The sequence below is a fragment of the Marilutibacter aestuarii genome (assembly GCF_006546775.1).
GTDB classification, from domain to species: domain Bacteria; phylum Pseudomonadota; class Gammaproteobacteria; order Xanthomonadales; family Xanthomonadaceae; genus Marilutibacter; species Marilutibacter aestuarii.
Window position 1 is genome coordinate 20,790 of the sequence record NZ_VICE01000096.1, and the last position, 15,783, is coordinate 36,572.

Consider the following 15,783-nt stretch of genomic DNA (forward strand, 5'->3'; position numbering starts at 1 on the left):
GATTGGTGATTGGTGATAGGCAAGAGCAAATGCGCAGCCTTGCCTTTGCCAATCACGAATGCCGAATCACGCATCACCGCTTCAAAGCAGCACGACATCGAACTGCTCCTGCGAGTACTGCTCGTCGGGCTGGAAACGGATGGACTTGCCGAGGAACTCCTCGAGTTCGGCGACCGCGGCCGATTCCTCGTCGGTGATGCGCACCACCACCGCCGGCGAGGCGATCACCAGCAGGCGCTGGGCGTCGAACTGGCGGACCTGGCGCACGATCTCGCGGAAGATCTCGTAGGTCACGGTCTCCGGCGTCTTCAGTGTGCCGCGACCGTTGCACTCGTGGCAGGGCTCGGACAATTGCCGCTCGAGGCTCTCCGTGGTGCGCTTGCGGGTCATCTCCACCAGGCCCAGGGGCGAGAACTCGTACACCGTCGACTTGGCATGATCGCGGGCCATCGACTTCTCGAGCTGGCGCAGCACCTGGCGGCGGTGCTCGGGATCGGTCATGTCGATGAAGTCGATGATGATGATGCCGCCCAGGTTGCGCAGCCGGAGCTGGCGGGCGACCGACTGCGCCGCCTCCAGGTTGGTCCTGTAAACGGTTTCCTCGAGGTTGCGTTGACCGAGGAAGGAGCCGGTGTTCACGTCGATGGTGGTCATCGCCTCGGTCTGGTCGATGACCAGGTAGCCGCCGGACTTCAGCGGCACCTGCTTGTCCAGGGCGCGCTGGATCTCGTCCTCGACCCCGTACAGGTCGAAGATCGGCCGGGCGCCGCTGTAGTGCTCGATCTTCTCGTCCAGCCCGGGCATGAACTGCGCGGCGAACGCCCGCAGGCGATCGCAGGTTTCGCGCGAATCGACCTTCACCCGCTCCACGTCCTTGCGCATCAGGTCGCGCACCGCGCGCATCGGCAGGCTCAGGTCCTCGTAGACGCGCTCGCCCACGCGGGCGCGCGCCGAGCGTTCCTCGATCAATGCCCAGGCCCGCCCCAGGTAGGCGATGTCCTCGGCCAGGGCTTCAGCCGGCTGTCCTTCGGCATTGGTGCGGACGATGTAGCCATGCGCGGGCGTGCCCTGGGGGGCGGGTGCCGACGCGGTTGGCGCGCCATCGCCGCCGATGGCGACGTGCCCGTTGGGCGCGAGCGCGGCCATGTGCTCCTTCAGCCGCTGGCGTTCCGCCTCGTCCTCGATCCGCGCCGAGACGCCCACCACGCGCGTGCGCGGCAGCAGCACCAGGTAGCGCGAGGGAATGCTGAGCTGGGTGGTCAGGCGCGCGCCCTTGCTGCCGATCGGGTCCTTGACCACCTGCACGATGATCTCCTGTCCCTCCCGCAGCAGTTCGGTGATCGGGCGCGTCGGCGCAGGCGGCAGCGGCGCTTCGTCGCCCTCGCCGTTGCTGACCGGCGGCGGCTTGACGATGTCGGCCGCATGCAGGAAAGCGGCGCGTTCCAGGCCGATCTCGACGAAAGCCGCCTGCATGCCCGGCATGACGCGCTGGACCTTGCCCTTGTAGATGTTGCCGACCACGCCACGCGCCCAGCCGCGTTCGATGTGCAGCTCCTGGAGCATGCCGTTCTCGACCACGGCCACGCGGGTCTCGCGCGGGGTGACATTGACCAGGATCTCCTCGCTCATGCGCGGGCCTCCGCGCCCGCCGGTGGCAGGCCGGCTTCGCGCAGCAGGCGGTCGGTTTCGTGCAGGGGCAGGCCCATCACGCCGGAATAGCTGCCGTCCAGGCGGGTGACGAAGACCTCCGCCGCGCCCTGGATGGCGTAGGCGCCGGCCTTGCCGAAGGCTTCGCCGGTGGCGAGGTAGGCCGCGATGCGCGCGCCGTCGAGGGTGTCGAAGCCGACCCGCGACGTCGACACGGCCTCGAGCTCGCGCCCGTCGGCGACCAGCCACACCGCCGAGACCACCTGGTGGGTGCGACCGGACAGCTTGCGCAGCATGGCCGCGGCATCATCCGCGTCGGCGGGTTTGCCGAACACCTCGTCGTCGAGGATGACCTCGGTGTCCGAGCCCAGCACCAGCGCGCCGGGGACGTCGCGCACCTTCGCCCAGCCCGCCCGCGCCTTCTCCAGCGCGACGCGGCGCACGTAGGCCTCGGCGGCTTCGCCAGGCAGCCTCACCTCGGGGATGTCCAGGTCGATCAGGTCGAAGCTGCGTCCGAGCCTGCCCAGCAGTTCGCGGCGGCGCGGTGATTTCGAGGCGAGATAGAGCATCAAGGCTTCCATGGGATGGAGTGGGACGCCGGTCGGCGAGGCCGCACACCGGCGGCCGCCCCCGGCAGCCGATGGTGGGTTGACGCGGGCCATGGCACCGGACCGGGCATGCCACCGGCACCCGAGAGGGCGTGGGCAGACCGGTCGAAGCATAACCTGCGGTGACTGAGCGCCAGCCGACGCCGACCCGTGCAACCCCGACGCAGCTCACGGTTCGTTCACTGCACATGCGTTCAATGAACAGGGCGCATCCTTCCCATCCATCCGCCCCACTGGAGACACCATGACCCGATCCACCGCCCACGGCCTGCGCCCGCTTCTGCTCGCCGCCGCCCTCGCCTTCGGAGCCCTGCCCACGATGACCGCACACGCCCAGTCCAGCACCCTGGCCAGCCCGGACGGCACCCTGCTGTCGGTGTCCGCCGTCGGCGAGGTCAGCCAGGCCCCCGACATCGCCCGTCTTTCGACCGGCGTGGTGACCCAGGCGCCGGACGCCAACGCCGCGATGCGCGCCAACGCCGAGCAGATGACCCGCGTGGTCGCGGCCCTGGAGGCGGCCGGCATCGCAGAACGCGACGTCCAGACCAGCGGCGTCAACCTCTATCCCCAGTACCGCCACGACGACGGCAGCGCTCCGACCATCACCGGCTACCAGGCCAGCAACACCGTGAATGTCACCGTGCGCGATCTGGGCAAGCTGGGACCGGTCATGGACACGCTGGTCGACGCCGGTGCCAACCAGGTCAACGGTCCGAGTTTCGACATCGACGACAAGACCGCCGCCCTGGACGAGGCGCGTCGCAAGGCGGTCGAACAGGCGCGCACGCGCGCCGCGATGTACGCCAGGACCCTGGGCCTGCGCGTGCGACGGATCGTCAGCATCAGCGAGGGCGGCGACATCGCCCGGCCGATGCCGGTCATGGCCATGGCCCGCGCCGAAAAGAGCTTCGACACGCCGATATCACCCGGCGAGAACACCTTGTCGGTCAATCTGGACATCGTCTTCGAACTCGGTGACTGAGCATGATGTCCGACCCGAACGCCGCTGGCGGCGAACCCGATCCCAAGCCGGGGCGCAACCCCGGCTATCCGGAGAAGAACCCGGACGACAAGGACGACAGCCGCAAGCCGCCGCCCCCTGATCCGGCCGAGGACGTCGACGCGCCGCCCGCGCGCGACGTCGACCACGACCCCGCCTAGGTCGCATCGCCCGCTGTGCGGGGCGCGTGGCGCCGGGTTGCCCGAACGGGCGGCCGGCGCCCCGCGCATCGGTCCGGACGTTGCGTCCATCGCCCCCGGTCCTGGCGCCAACCCCGTTTGCCATTGCCATCCGTTCACCCCTCCACAACCCGTGAAGGAGGTGCAGCATGGCCCACGCATTCCCTCTTGGCGCGACGCGCCCCACCCGTCCCGCCGCGACCCCGGGCCAGCGGCCCGATGCCACCCGCGTGCTGGCCCAGGCCGGCGTGCTCGTCGTCCATGCCGCCGCCCTGATGATGCTGCTGACGCCGGCGCGGATCAGCCTGCCGGAGCCGCCGGCCCGGGAAATGACGATCCTGCTCCCGCCCCCGCTGCACCAGCCGCCGCCCCCGGTCGCCGTGGCTCCGCGGGTGCCCGACCGCGTTCCGGTCGCACCGGCGCCGGTGCCGCGGCAACCGCCGCCGATCGTGATCGCCGACCCGTCGCCGTTCGACCTCCCGGCCCTGCCGGACACGATGACCGGCGACGCCGTGCCGGACCTCGACACCGGGCCGTCGATCGACAGCGCGCCCGACCTGTCGCCGATGACGGGCGCGAGCCTGGCCTATGCCGACGCCCCCGCGCCGCGCTATCCGCCCCGGGCGGTGCGCGAGGGACGCAGCGGCACGGTCCTGCTCGACATCACCGTCGGCACCGATGGCAAGCCCCTGGAGGTGAGCATCGCCCGCAGCAGCGGACATCGCGACCTGGACCAGGCGGCCCTGCGGCAGGTGCTTCGCCACTGGCGCTTCCAGCCGGCGATGCGCGGTGGCCATGCCGTCGTCGCGATCGGCCGGGTCCCGGTGGACTTCAGGCTGTAGGGCGAAGGGGGCGGCGCCAGCGCCGCCCCTCAGGCCCGGTGGTAAGGGTGGTTGGCGAGCATCGCCGCCGCCCGGTACAACTGCTCGGCGACCACCAGCCTCACCAGCATGTGCGGCAAGGTCGCCGCGCCCAGTGACCAGCTCTCGTCCGCCTGCGCCAGCACCTCCGGGGCGTGGCCTTCCGGGCCGCCGATCAGGAACGCGAGGTCGCGACCCTGTCCGCGCCAGTGCTCCAGGCGCTGCGACAGCTGTTCCGAGCTCCAGGGTTTGCCGCGCCCGTCCAGGGTCACCACCCAGGCCTGCCGGGGCAGCGCGGCCAGCACGCGGCCGCCTTCGTCCTGCATCGCGCGGGCCGCGTCGCGGTTCTTGCCGCGCAGGCCCGGCGCGACTTCGGCCAGTTCCAGCGGCAGCCAGTGCGACAGGCGCTTGCGGTATTCCTCGAAGCCCTCGGCCACCCAGGCCGGGGCACGTTCGCCGACGGCGATCAGTCGTGCCTTCATGCGGCCATGGTAGCGGTCCGCGGTCACGGATCGGAACTTTGCAATCCAGGCGTCATCCGGGCGTTATCCAGCCCACGCAGCATCGGGCACTCCCCCGTCCCAGCCCCGCAGGAGTTCCCCGATGCAAGACGCAGATCTCTCCCGCCGCCAGGTCCTCAAGGGCAGCGCCGCCGCGATGGCGGTCGGCGCCATTGGCAGCCTCGGCGCGCTGCAGTCCCGCCAGGCCCAGGCCCACGGCCGCCGCGATCCGGTGCAGATGGCGCCGGTCCCGAGTCCCTTCGGTCGCCTCGCGCCCGTCGCCGACCTGACCACCGGCCTGCCCCTGCTGCAGTTGCCGCGCGGCTTCAGCTACCGCTCCTTCGGCTGGAGCGGCGACGCCATGGCCGACGGCCAGGCCTGCCCCGACCGCCATGACGGCATGGCCGTCGTGCGCGCCTATCCCCAGGGCTGCCCCGGCTTCCCCGGCCGTGGACGCGGCCACGCCGGTGGACGCGGTCGCGGCCGTCGCCCGGCGCCCGAACTCGTGCTGGTGCGCAACCACGAACGCGGCGCGGTCTCGCCGATACAGGCGCCGGGCATGTACGACACCGGCGACCTCGGCGGCGGCCAGCGCGCCGGCGGTGGCACCACCAACCTGCTGTGGCGCGAGGGCGAATGGGTCGACATGGCCCCGAGCCTGGGCGGCACCCTGGTCAACTGCGCGGGCGGCCTGACCCCGTGGGGTACCTGGCTGAGCTGCGAGGAGATCAAGACCGACCTGCAGTCCAGCGAAGGCAAGAAGCACGGCTACGTGTTCGAAGTGCATCCGGAAGCCGAGCGCACCACCGGCCGTCCGCTGGTGGGCCTGGGTCGCTTCAGCCACGAGGCAGTGGCGGTCGACCCGCGCACCGGCATCGTCTACCTGACCGAGGATGACCGCAACAAGGCCGGCCTGTACCGATTCGTCCCCAACGACCGGTTCGGCCGCCCCGGCTCGCTGGAGAACGGTGGCCGCCTGCAGGCCGCGCGGGTGCGGCGGCGCCCCAACGCCGACCTCACCGTGGCCGCTGTGGGCGATCGCTACATGCTCGAATGGGTGGACATCGCCGAACCCGACCTGGGTGCGATCGCGGCGCCGTCGGGCTACCCCGACATCGGCACGGGCGAGACGCTGAGCGGACCGTTCGCGCAGGGTTGGGCCGAGGGCGGCCTGCGCATGAGCCGCGGCGAGGGCATCTGGTACGCCCACGGCAAGATGTTCATCGTCGACACCGCCACCGGCGTCGATGCCCAGGGCCGTCGTGGTCGCGGTCGCGGTGCGGTGTGGGTGCTTGACCTCTACAGCCAGCAGCTCACCGCCCTGTACGTCAGCGGCGACCAGCTGGCGGGCAACAATCCCGACAACATCACGGTCAGTCCGCGCGGCGGCGTGGTCCTGTGCGAGGACGGCGGCGAGAGTCCGGACGAGTACGGCCCGGGCGCCCGCCTGCTCGGGCTCACCCGTCGCGGCGAAGCCTGGTACCTGTGCAAGAACAACGTGGAGCTGACCGCTTCGCAGATCGCCGGCGCCGGCAAGCAGGTCCCCGAGGGCGACTACCGCGGCAGCGAGTTCTGCGGCGCCTGCTGGGATCCGATCGGCCGCACCCTGTTCGTGAACATCCAGTCGCCCGGCATCACCCTGGCCATCACCGGACCGTGGTGGTTCGGCGGCCTCTGACGGCGGTTGCGCATGGCGCAACGCGCGGCATGCGCAGGAACGGGAACGGCGCCCCAGGGGCGCCGTTCTCATTCAGATCCGGGATCGACGTGCGCGACGCCCGCGCAGTCTACTGCGCCTGTTCGGCCTCCTCGGCCTCGTCGTCGCCCGGCGGCTGGTCGCCCACCGTCCACAGGCGCTCGAGCGCGTAGAACTCACGCACCCGCGGCAGCATCACGTGCACGATCACGTCGGCCAGGTCGACAAGCACCCATTCGGCCTCGCGCTCGCCTTCCACGCCCAGCGGCATGACGCCCAGGCCCTTGGCGAACTTCACCACTTCGTCGGCGATCGACTTGACGTGGCGCGTCGAGGTGCCCGACACGACGACCATGTAGTCGGTGACGCTGCTCTTGCCGCGCACGTCGATCTCGACGGCGTCCTTGCCCTTGAGCTCCTCGATCGCGGATCGGACCACGTCGAGCAGTTTGTCGACGGACGGCGGCGGATCGGGAAGGCGGGTCTTGATGACGTGGGCTTGGTTGCTCAAGTGGTCGGCTCTGGAACGGTTCGGGGGAGTTGGCCGCGATTATACCTGCTGGGAGGACGCTCCCGGCGATGCGCCCGACGCCGGTTCAGCTTCCGCGCCGTACAGGCGATGCCGACGGATGTAGGCGGCGACGCCCGCGGGCACCTGCGCCTCCCAGGGCCCGCCCTGGGCAATCGCGCGGCGGATCGCGCTGGCCGAATGCGGGTGCAGCGGCTGGTCCAGCCGCAGCACGCGGCCGGCCGGGCTCGCGCGCAGGGCCTCCACCGAGTCCGCCCAGCGCCCCGCCAAGGCCGCGCGCAGGGTCTCCGGCAGCGCGCCGTCGAGGCGTGTGCCGGGGCGCTCGGCGACCATGAAGTGGGCCAGTTCGAACAAGGCCTGCCATTCCTTCCAGCCCGGCAGGCCGAGGAAGCTGTCGGCGCCCAGCAGCAGGACCACCGGGCGCCGCCCACCGATCTCGTCGCGCAGGCCGCGCAGGGTATCGACCGACCACGAACGCCCCTCGCGCTCCAGCTCCCTGCGATCGACCGCCATGCCGGGCTCGCCCTCGACGGCGATGTCGAGCATGCGCGCCCGGTGCGCGGCACTCGCGCCAGGGGGCGCGCGATGGGGTGGATCGGCCGCCGGCATCAGGTGCACCGGAGCGCGGAGCACATCGCGCCCGTTGCGGGCGATCGCCAGGTGGCCCAGATGGACCGGGTCGAATGTGCCACCGTAGATCAGCCAGGGCTCCATGCGCGCCTTCAGACGGGCGTGGCGACCAGCAGCCGCACGGCCTTGGCATCGGCAACGGCCAGCAGCAGGCGCTCCAGTCCCAGCCAGGGATCGCCCGGGGCGCGGCCCTTGACCATGCGATCGACCTTGCCGGCCACGCCGACGAAGGCTTCCCAGCGCGGCGCGGCGTGCCGCTGCAGCGCGCGGCGGTAGACCGACTGCTTGGAATCCCAGATCCGCTGCGCCTTGAACTCCGCCGACAGGTTGCCTCCACTGGCGGAAACGCGCGCCAATGCGGCGGCGCGCTGCAACTCCATCACCACCATGCCCATCAGCGCGGGCACGGCCGCGCCCTCGGCGCGCAGGCCCGCGAGCATCCGCGAGACCAGGGCAGGCTCCCCGTTCATCGCCGCGTCGAGCAGGCGAAACACGTCATAGCGGGCGGCGTCGGCCACCAGCGAATGCATCCGCGCGACGTCCAGCGGCGCGTCGTCGCCCCGGGCCAGCAGCGCCAGTTTCTCGATCTCCTGCGCGGCGGCGAGCAGGTTGCCCTCCACCCGGTCGGCCAACAGCTGCACGGCATCACGGTCGGCGACCAGGCCATGGCTGCGCAGGCGGCGCTCGATCCATTCGGGCAGTTCGTGCGGCTTGGTCGCCCAGGCGATGGCGACGTGGCCCACCCGGCCAATGGCGTCGCTCCACTTGCCGGCGTGCTTCTTGCTCCACTCGCCGGCGGTGACCAGCAGGATCACGTCCGCAGGCGGCGCGGCGCAGAAATCGGCGATCACCGCGGCGCCGTCCTTGCCGGGCTTGCCGGTGGGCAGGCGCAGTTCGACCAGGCGTCGACTCGCGAACAGGCTGGGCGCGTTGAACGTGGCTTCCAGACGCGCCCAGTCGGGCTCGCGCTGGTTGCCCTCGGCTTCGAACACCTCGCGCTCGTCGATGCCCTGGGCCCGCGCCGCGGCGCGCACCGCATCGGCGGCCTCCAGGACCCGCAGGGGTTCCGGGCCTGCGATCAGGTAAGCCGGCCTCAGGGGCTCGGATTCGAGCCGGGCCGCCAATTGCTCCGGCTTGAGCTCCACCGTATCAGCCGCCTTCGTCGCCGCTCTCGGCGGACGGGGTGGGCTCGGCGACCGGCGTCGCCGCCGGGGACGGCGCTGCGTCGCCGGGGGCGTCGCCGCCCTCTGCTGCCGTCGGTGCCTCGCCCATCAACGCGCCCGGCTCGCGGCGGGCGACCGCGTCGATGCGGCGCAGGATCGAGGCGGACATCTCGCGCCGCAGCTCCTTGACCAGGATGTCGCGCTCGCCCTCGGTGCCAACGGAGTTGGTGGGCACCGAGATGTAGTCGCGCGAAAGCTCGACGGCCTGGCGCGGCACCAGCACGGTGCCGTCAGCCGAGCGCACTTCGAAGATCGTCGCGTAGCGCAGGCTGTACTCCTGTGCGCGGCCGAAGGCATCGACGCTGATCGGGGTGTCGCCCCAGCGCTCGGCCACCAGGTCGAGCACGGCGGTGTCGGTCTGGTCCGGCAACGCGAGCTCGGCGCCGGCGCGCTCGATGGAGCGCGACAGGCTCTCGGCCAACGGACTGTACCGGTCGGCCGAGACCACCCGCACCGGGCCGAGGTCGGGGGGCAGGACGAGCGCGTCGCGCAGATGGAAGCCGCAGGCCGGAAGGGCCAGCACGAGGACGACAACAAGGAGGCGTAGGGTCATTCGCGAAGTCTGGACGAGGCCGGCAACGGCGGCAAGCCACTGCCGTTCAGCCAGCGGTGGCGGGAACGCCTCAATTGGCGACGATGTTGACGATCTTGCCCGGCACCACGATGACCTTGCGCACGCTCAGGCCCTCCAGGTGCTGGGCGACGTGGGGCTCGGCGAGCGCCTGGCGCTCGGCGTCCTCCTTCGTGGCGCTTGCCGGGAGTTCGATCGTGCCACGCAGCTTGCCGTTCACCTGCACCGCCAGCCTGACCGAGTCGCGCACCAGCGCGGCCGGGTCGACCGCCGGGAAAGGGACGTCCTCGACAAGTGCTTCGCCATGGCCCAGCACCTGCCAAAGGGCATGGCTCACATGCGGGGTGACGGGGTTGAGCATCAGCACCATCGCCTCGAGCACCTCGTGGCGCACGGCGCGCCCCTGCTCGCCCATGTCGTCGAACTTCGCCACCGCGTTGAGCAGTTCCATCAGGGCCGCGATCGCGGTGTTGAAACTGTGGCGCCGGCCGTAGTCGTCGCCGACCTTCTGGATGGTTTCGTGCAGCTGGCGACGCAAGGCCTTCTGGCGCCCGTCCAGCGCGGCCACGTCGGCCACGGGATGGTCGGGCTGCGACGCATGGGTCACCACCTCGCGCCAGAACCGGCGCAGGAAGCGCGCCATGCCCTCGACGCCTGCCTCGTTCCACTCAAGCGACTGCTCGGGCGGCGCGGCGAACATCGAGAACAGGCGCACGGTGTCGGCGCCGTACTTGCCGACCATCTCGCGCGGGTCGACGCCGTTGTTCTTCGACTTCGACATCTTCTCGGTGCCGCCGATCTCCACCGGCTGGCCGTCGGACTTCAGCGTCGCGCCGGTCACCCGGCCCTTGTCGTCGCGCACGACCTCGACGTCGGCGGGGTTGATCCAGTCCTTGCTCCCGTCCGCGTTGGCGCGGAAGTAGGTGTCGGCGATGACCATGCCCTGGGTGAGCAGGTTGCGCACCGGCTCGTCGCTGTCGACCAGGCCCTGGTCGCGCATGAGGCGGTGGTAGAAGCGGAAATACAGCAGGTGCAGGATCGCGTGCTCGATGCCGCCGATGTACTGGTCGATCGGCATCCAGTAGTTCGCGCGCGCGTCCACCATGTCGGCGGCGCCCGGGCTGGTGTAGCGGTGCATGTACCAGCTCGACTCCATGAAGGTGTCGAAGGTGTCGGTCTCGCGCTCGGCCGGGCCGCCGCACGCCGGGCAGGTGGCCTTGCGCCACTCGGGGTCGGACTTGATCGGCGAAGCGACGCCGCTGAACTCGACGTCCTCCGGCAACAACACCGGCAGCTGGTCCTCGGGCACCGGCACGTCGCCGCAGGCGGCGCACAGGATCACCGGGATCGGGCAGCCCCAGTAGCGCTGGCGGCTGACGCCCCAGTCGCGCAGGCGGAAGTTGACCCGGCGCCGGCCGATGCCGGCCGCCTCGAAGCGGCTGGCCAGCGCGTCGAGCGCCTGGTCGAAGTCCATCCCGTCGAACTCGCCGGAATTGACCAGCCAGCCGCGCTCGGTCCAAGCGCCTTCTTCTTCGATGGCGCGAACGAAGTCCTGCACCACCTGCACGGCCGCGCCGGTGTCGTAGACGTCGATCGCGCCGCCTGTCCCCAGGGCCGCGGCCATGGCGTCGTCGTGCTTCTCGATGTGGCGCTCGATCTCCTCGAGCGCGTCGCGCACCGCCGCCGAGACGATCACCGCGCGGATCGGCAGGCCATAGCGCTTGGCGAACTCCCAGTCGCGCTGGTCATGGCCGGGCACGGCCATGACCGCGCCGGTGCCGTAGCCCATCAGCACGAAGTTGGCGACGTAGACGGGCACTTCCTCGCCGGTGACCGGGTGCACCGCGCGCAGGCCGGTGTACATGCCGCGCTTTTCCTGGGTCTCCAGTTCCGCCTCGGACACGCCGCCCTGGCGCAGTTCGGCGATGAACCCGGCCAGCGCCGGGTTGCCCGCGGCGGCATGCGTGGCCAGCGGATGCTCGGCGGCGACCGACAGGAAGGTGACGCCCATCAGGGTGTCGGGACGGGTGGTGTAGACCTCCACCGGCCCCACCGCCGCGCCGTCCTCGTCGACCACGTCGAAGCGGATCTCCAGGCCCTCGCTACGCCCGATCCAGTTGCGCTGCATGGTCTTGACCGCCTCGGGCCAGCCCTCGAGCGTGTCCAGGCCGTCGAGCAGTTCCTGGGCATAGCCGGTGATCTTCAGGAACCACTGCGGGATCTCGCGCTTTTCCACCAGCGCGCCGGTGCGCCAGCCGCGCCCGTCGATCACCTGCTCGTTGGCCAGCACGGTCTGGTCGACCGGGTCCCAGTTGACGACGGAGTTCTTGCGGTAGGCCAGGCCCTGCTTCATCAGGCGCACGAACATGCGCTGCTCGTGCACGTAGTAATCGGGCTGGCAGGTGGCGAACTCGCGCGACCAGTCGATCGCGTAACCCATCTGCTGCAACTGCGCCTTCATGTGCGCGATGTTGGCGTAGGTCCACTTCGCCGGCGCGGTGCGGTTCTTGATCGCGGCGTTCTCCGCCGGCAAGCCGAAGGCATCCCAGCCCATCGGCTGCAGCACGTTGTGGCCGGTCATGCGCTTGTAGCGGCTGATGACGTCGCTGATGGTGTAGTTGCGCACGTGGCCCATGTGCAGCGCACCGGAGGGATACGGCAGCATCGACAGGCAGTAGTACTTGGGCTTGGCGGACTGTTCGTCCACCTCGAAGGCGCGGGTGTCGGACCAGTAGCGACGGGCGGCGTCCTCGATGGACTGCGGTTCGTAGGGACGGATCTCGCTGGCGGCTTCGCTGGACACGGCGGGGACTTCGAACTGGGGACCGGAAAGCCTACCGCAGCGCAGCATGCGCCGCCACGGGCACGGACGACGGCGACGGGCCAGGCCCGGCCACGAGAATGCGCCGGGATCGGGGTCTCTGGACTTGGCCGCTACCCGGGGCCATCCTGCCCCCTGGCCTGGGGAGGGTCCTTGCAGCGGTGCCGCCGGCGTCGCGTGCCTCCCCGGCGACCCGTCCAATGCTGGGGATACCCGACCGATGCGCACCTTTGCCCTGCTCGCCCTGCTTTCGCCTTTGTCGCTGGCCACGGCGCAGACCGCCCCGCCCCCCGCGCCGACCGCCCTGCACTGCGGGCAACTGTTCGACGCGCGCAGCGGCAAGGTCCTGGGGCCGCACACCCTGCTGGTGAAGGACGGCCGGATCGAGCGCATCGTCAGCGGCGGCAATGCCGACGTGGCCGGCGTCGCATCGATCGACCTGCGCGACCGTACGTGCAGCCCGGGCTGGACCGACCTGCACGTGCACATCTACGACCAGTCCAGCCCGCAGACCTACTCCGAGGGCTTCCGTCTCGACCCCGTCGACTACGCCTACCGTTCGGTGGGCTATGCGCAGAAGACACTCCGCGCGGGCTTCACCAGCGTCCGCGACCTCGGCGGCGAGGTCACCCCGCACCTGCGCGACGCGATCAACCAGGGCCTGGTCGATGGCCCGCGCATCTGGGCCGCGGGCACCTCGATCGGCACCACCGGCGGCCACGCCGACCCGACCAATGGCTACAACCATGCCCTGTCGCACCTGATCGGGCCGCCCGGCCCCACCGAAGGCGTGATCAACTCGGTGGACGATGCGCGCCAGGCCGTTCGCCAGCGTTACAAGGAAGGCAGCGACGTCATCAAGATCACCGCCACCGGCGGCGTGCTCTCGTACGCGAAGTCCGGCGATGCCCCGCAGTTCACCGTCGACGAGATCCGCGCGGTGGTCGATACCGCCAACGACTACGGCTATCGCGTCGCCGCCCACGCCCATGGCGAGGAAGGCATGTACCGGGCGGTCGAGGCCGGGGTGACGAGCATCGAACACGGCACCTACATGAGCGACCGGGTGATGAAGCTCATGAAGGAAAAGGGCACCTGGTACGTCCCGACCATCTACGCCGGCCGCTTCGTCGCCGACAAGGCGAAAGTGGACGGCTATTTCCCCGAAGTCGTGCGTCCCAAGGCCGCGCGCATCGGCGCCCTGATCCAGGACACCGCCGCCAAGGCCTACCGCAATGGCGTCCCCATCGCCTTCGGCACCGACATGGGCGTCGGCCCGCATGGCGACAACGCGCGCGAGTTCATCTACATGGTCGAAGCCGGCATCCCGGCGGCGGTCGCGCTGCAGTCCGCGACGGTCCGCGCCGCCGAAGTCCTGGGCGTCGACGACCAGGGCGTGCTGGAGCCGGGCAAGCGGGCCGACGTGATCGCGATGCCGGGCAATCCCGTCGAGGACATCAACGCCGTCATGGACGTGGACTTCGTGATGAAGGACGGCCGCGTATACCGCCGCCCGGGCGACGACGCGGACGCGGAATGATGGACGGCGAGTGGTTCGGCTACGCCGCCGCCACGCTGACCACCGTCGCGTTCGTGCCGCAGGCCCTCAAGACGATCCGCAGCCGTGACACCCACAGCCTGTCGCTGGGCATGTACGTGGTGTTCACGGTAGGCATCGGCTTCTGGCTGGCCTACGGCATCCACCTGGGCTCATGGCCGATGATCGCCTGCAACACACTCACCCTGGGCCTGGCCGGGACGATCCTGGCGATGAAACTGCGCTACGGCTGAGGCGCGCGCGCCGCGAACGTCGCGGTCGCGGCCAGGCTGGCGAACCACAGCACGAATGCCAGGCGCTGGGCGGCGCCCACCGGCACCAGGCCCGGCAGCAGCAGCGCCGCGACCGGCACCAGCAGGGCCGCCAGCGCGAGCGGCCAACGCAACGCGCGCAGCGCCGGTACCCGTCCGACGCCCGACGCCAGCAACAGCGCACCCGGGGCGAACGCCACCCACCACAGCGACCAGGCGGCCGCGTGGTGCCGGTTGGCCTCGGCGACCACGCTCGAGGCGTCCAGCGCGAACAGCCCCTGCCCGGCGAAGGCCAGCGCCGACAACAGCCACAGCGCCAGTCCCACCCGGAGCGGCCAGGCAGCGGTATCGCGGCCGCCACGCAACGCGAACATGGCGACGGCCAGCAGCAGTCCGGGCACCACGAAGGCCAGGAGGTTGAAGGCCAGGGCGCGTGCATCCCCGCTTGCTCCCAGCAGGGCCGGCGCGTGGCGCCAGTGCGAGTAGCCTTCGAGCGCGGCGCCAAAGCCCGCCAACGCGAGCACGAACAGGGCCAGGGCCGCCCAGGCCATGCGATGCGCATGTCGAACCATGGAAACGCCTCCAGATGAATGCCGGCCCGCCCGGGCACGGCGGCGCTTGCGCGACGCGCCGCCCATGGGCACGGGAGGGCGATAATCTACACCCCTGCCCTGTACCCTGCGTGCCAATGCGTCGCCCGCGTGCCCGCCGGGATTGGAATGCGCCGGCACCGCCACCATGTCGGGCGCAACGCTCACCGGAAGCCGCCATGACCCCCGACACGACCGCGCCTGCCCACGTCTTCGACGCCACCACCGAGGCCTTCGAGGCCGACGTCCTGCAGAAGTCACTGCAGACACCGGTCCTGATCGACTTCTGGGCCGAGTGGTGCGGCCCGTGCAAGACCCTGGGCCCCATCCTCGAGAAGCTCGCCGACGCCTACAACGGCGCCTTCCTGCTGGCCAAGGTCGATGTCGACAAGGAGCAGCAACTGGCGGCGGCCTTCCAGGTGCGTTCGATCCCGACCCTGTTCCTGGTCAAGGGCGGCCAGGTCGTGGACGCCGTGCCGGGCGCGCTGACCGAGGGCCAGATGCGCGAACTCCTCGCCCACCACGGCATCGAGCCCGCCGCGCCCACGCTCGAAGGCATTCCCTCCGGGCCCGAGGTCGAGTCCGTGGCCGCGCCGGTCGACCCGCAGGCGGAGGTCGCGCGCCTCCGGGGCGAAGTCGCCGCACAGCCGGACCAGGACGCGCTCAAGCTCGACCTCGCCCTGGCCCTGCTGCGCACCGGCGAGACCGCGGAAGCCGAATGCCTGCTCGACGGTCTGCCGGCCAACCTCGCCACCGACGACCGGACCGTCAATGCGCGGGCCCGCCTGGGTTTCGCCGCCACCGTCAAGGACGCACCGCCGGCGGAGGCGCTGCGGGCGGCGATCGAGGCCGACCCGGCCGACCTCAAGGCGCGCCACCTGCTCGGCACGCGCCTGCTCGTCGCCGGCGAGGCCGAGGCAGCGCTGGAGCAGTTCATCGAGATGCTGGCCCGCGACCGCGACTTCGACGGCGGCCTGCCGCGCAAGGCCCTGATCGATGCCTTCCGCGTCATCGACGACGCCGCCCTGGTGGGGCGCTACCGCCGCCGGATGTCCTCGCTGCTGTTCTGACGGTGGTCGGGGATGGGCAATCGCGTGGCGGGTCGCGACTGGCGCGATCG

16 protein-coding genes are annotated in these 15,783 nt (G+C 70.9%); 7 read left to right on the plus strand and 9 right to left on the minus strand.

Going from position 1 to position 15,783, the window contains the following annotated elements:
* Positions 1 to 81 precede the first annotated feature (81 nt).
* On the minus strand, positions 82 to 1,629 hold the full coding sequence (locus tag FKV25_RS10320; protein WP_141518722.1) for an Rne/Rng family ribonuclease: 1,548 nt from the start codon (positions 1,627 to 1,629) through the stop codon (positions 82 to 84).
* Positions 1,626 to 2,216 carry a Maf family protein gene (locus FKV25_RS10325; protein ID WP_141518723.1) on the minus strand — a complete coding sequence of 197 codons (591 nt, stop codon included), beginning with the start codon at positions 2,214 to 2,216 and terminating at the stop codon, positions 1,626 to 1,628. The genes FKV25_RS10320 and FKV25_RS10325 overlap by 4 nt, the downstream gene beginning before the upstream one ends.
* Positions 2,217 to 2,499: 283 nt before the next feature.
* Here FKV25_RS10325 and FKV25_RS10330 point away from each other — a divergent pair, with 283 nt between their 5' ends.
* The 3 genes from FKV25_RS10330 to FKV25_RS10335 all read left to right on the plus strand — a co-directional run bounded on the left by FKV25_RS10330 (position 2,500) and on the right by FKV25_RS10335 (position 4,276).
* Positions 2,500 to 3,237 (plus strand): SIMPL domain-containing protein, encoded by a 738-nt coding sequence (locus FKV25_RS10330; RefSeq protein WP_141518724.1) that lies wholly within the window; start codon positions 2,500 to 2,502, stop codon positions 3,235 to 3,237.
* Between the two features lie 2 nt (positions 3,238 to 3,239).
* The gene (locus FKV25_RS16255) at positions 3,240 to 3,416 is read left to right on the plus strand and encodes a hypothetical protein (protein WP_170218610.1); all 177 of its coding nucleotides are present in this window, start codon (positions 3,240 to 3,242) and stop codon (positions 3,414 to 3,416) included.
* Between the two features lie 167 nt (positions 3,417 to 3,583).
* On the plus strand, positions 3,584 to 4,276 hold the full coding sequence (locus FKV25_RS10335) for an energy transducer TonB (protein ID WP_141518725.1): 693 nt from the start codon (positions 3,584 to 3,586) through the stop codon (positions 4,274 to 4,276).
* 29 nt (positions 4,277 to 4,305) lie between these two features.
* Here FKV25_RS10335 and rlmH read toward each other — a convergent pair whose 3' ends face one another.
* Entirely contained in the window at positions 4,306 to 4,776 is a 471-nt protein-coding gene (gene rlmH / locus FKV25_RS10340) for a 23S rRNA (pseudouridine(1915)-N(3))-methyltransferase RlmH (protein WP_141518726.1), read from the minus strand.
* Positions 4,777 to 4,897: 121 nt separating this feature from the next.
* Between rlmH and FKV25_RS10345 the strand changes: the two genes are divergently transcribed.
* Complete coding sequence (locus FKV25_RS10345; RefSeq protein WP_141518727.1) at positions 4,898 to 6,472, plus strand: alkaline phosphatase PhoX; 1,575 nt, start codon at positions 4,898 to 4,900, stop codon at positions 6,470 to 6,472.
* Between the two features lie 109 nt (positions 6,473 to 6,581).
* On the opposite strand, the gene rsfS is transcribed toward FKV25_RS10345, so the two are convergent.
* The 5 genes from rsfS to leuS all read right to left on the minus strand — a co-directional run bounded on the left by rsfS (position 6,582) and on the right by leuS (position 12,246).
* Positions 6,582 to 7,001: a ribosome silencing factor gene (rsfS, locus tag FKV25_RS10350; protein WP_141518728.1), complete on the minus strand. Its 420-nt coding sequence runs from the start codon at positions 6,999 to 7,001 to the stop codon at positions 6,582 to 6,584.
* Positions 7,002 to 7,040: 39 nt separating this feature from the next.
* On the minus strand, positions 7,041 to 7,733 hold the full coding sequence (gene nadD, locus FKV25_RS10355; protein ID WP_141518729.1) for a nicotinate-nucleotide adenylyltransferase: 693 nt from the start codon (positions 7,731 to 7,733) through the stop codon (positions 7,041 to 7,043).
* A gap of 8 nt (positions 7,734 to 7,741) precedes the next feature.
* The gene (holA, locus tag FKV25_RS10360; protein WP_141518730.1) at positions 7,742 to 8,794 is read right to left on the minus strand and encodes a DNA polymerase III subunit delta; all 1,053 of its coding nucleotides are present in this window, start codon (positions 8,792 to 8,794) and stop codon (positions 7,742 to 7,744) included.
* A gap of 4 nt (positions 8,795 to 8,798) precedes the next feature.
* On the minus strand, positions 8,799 to 9,425 hold the full coding sequence (locus FKV25_RS10365; protein ID WP_141518731.1) for an LPS-assembly lipoprotein LptE: 627 nt from the start codon (positions 9,423 to 9,425) through the stop codon (positions 8,799 to 8,801).
* 70 nt (positions 9,426 to 9,495) lie between these two features.
* Positions 9,496 to 12,246, minus strand: coding sequence for a leucine--tRNA ligase (leuS, locus tag FKV25_RS10370; protein WP_246072051.1), 2,751 nt, complete (start codon positions 12,244 to 12,246; stop codon positions 9,496 to 9,498).
* A gap of 238 nt (positions 12,247 to 12,484) precedes the next feature.
* On the opposite strand from leuS, the gene FKV25_RS10375 reads away from it, so the two are divergent.
* Both FKV25_RS10375 and FKV25_RS10380 read left to right on the plus strand, forming a co-directional pair.
* Positions 12,485 to 13,804, plus strand: coding sequence for a metal-dependent hydrolase family protein (locus FKV25_RS10375; protein ID WP_141518733.1), 1,320 nt, complete (start codon positions 12,485 to 12,487; stop codon positions 13,802 to 13,804).
* Positions 13,801 to 14,055: a SemiSWEET transporter gene (locus FKV25_RS10380; protein WP_246072052.1), complete on the plus strand. Its 255-nt coding sequence runs from the start codon at positions 13,801 to 13,803 to the stop codon at positions 14,053 to 14,055. Before FKV25_RS10375 ends, FKV25_RS10380 begins: the two co-directional genes overlap by 4 nt.
* Here the strand turns inward: FKV25_RS10380 and FKV25_RS10385 are convergent.
* Complete coding sequence (locus tag FKV25_RS10385; protein WP_246072053.1) at positions 14,046 to 14,645, minus strand: DUF998 domain-containing protein; 600 nt, start codon at positions 14,643 to 14,645, stop codon at positions 14,046 to 14,048. The genes FKV25_RS10380 and FKV25_RS10385 overlap by 10 nt on opposite strands.
* 197 nt (positions 14,646 to 14,842) lie before the next feature.
* Here FKV25_RS10385 and trxA point away from each other — a divergent pair, with 197 nt between their 5' ends.
* Positions 14,843 to 15,733 (plus strand): thioredoxin, encoded by an 891-nt coding sequence (gene trxA / locus FKV25_RS10390; RefSeq protein WP_141518734.1) that lies wholly within the window; start codon positions 14,843 to 14,845, stop codon positions 15,731 to 15,733.
* Positions 15,734 to 15,783: the final 50 nt, after the last annotated feature.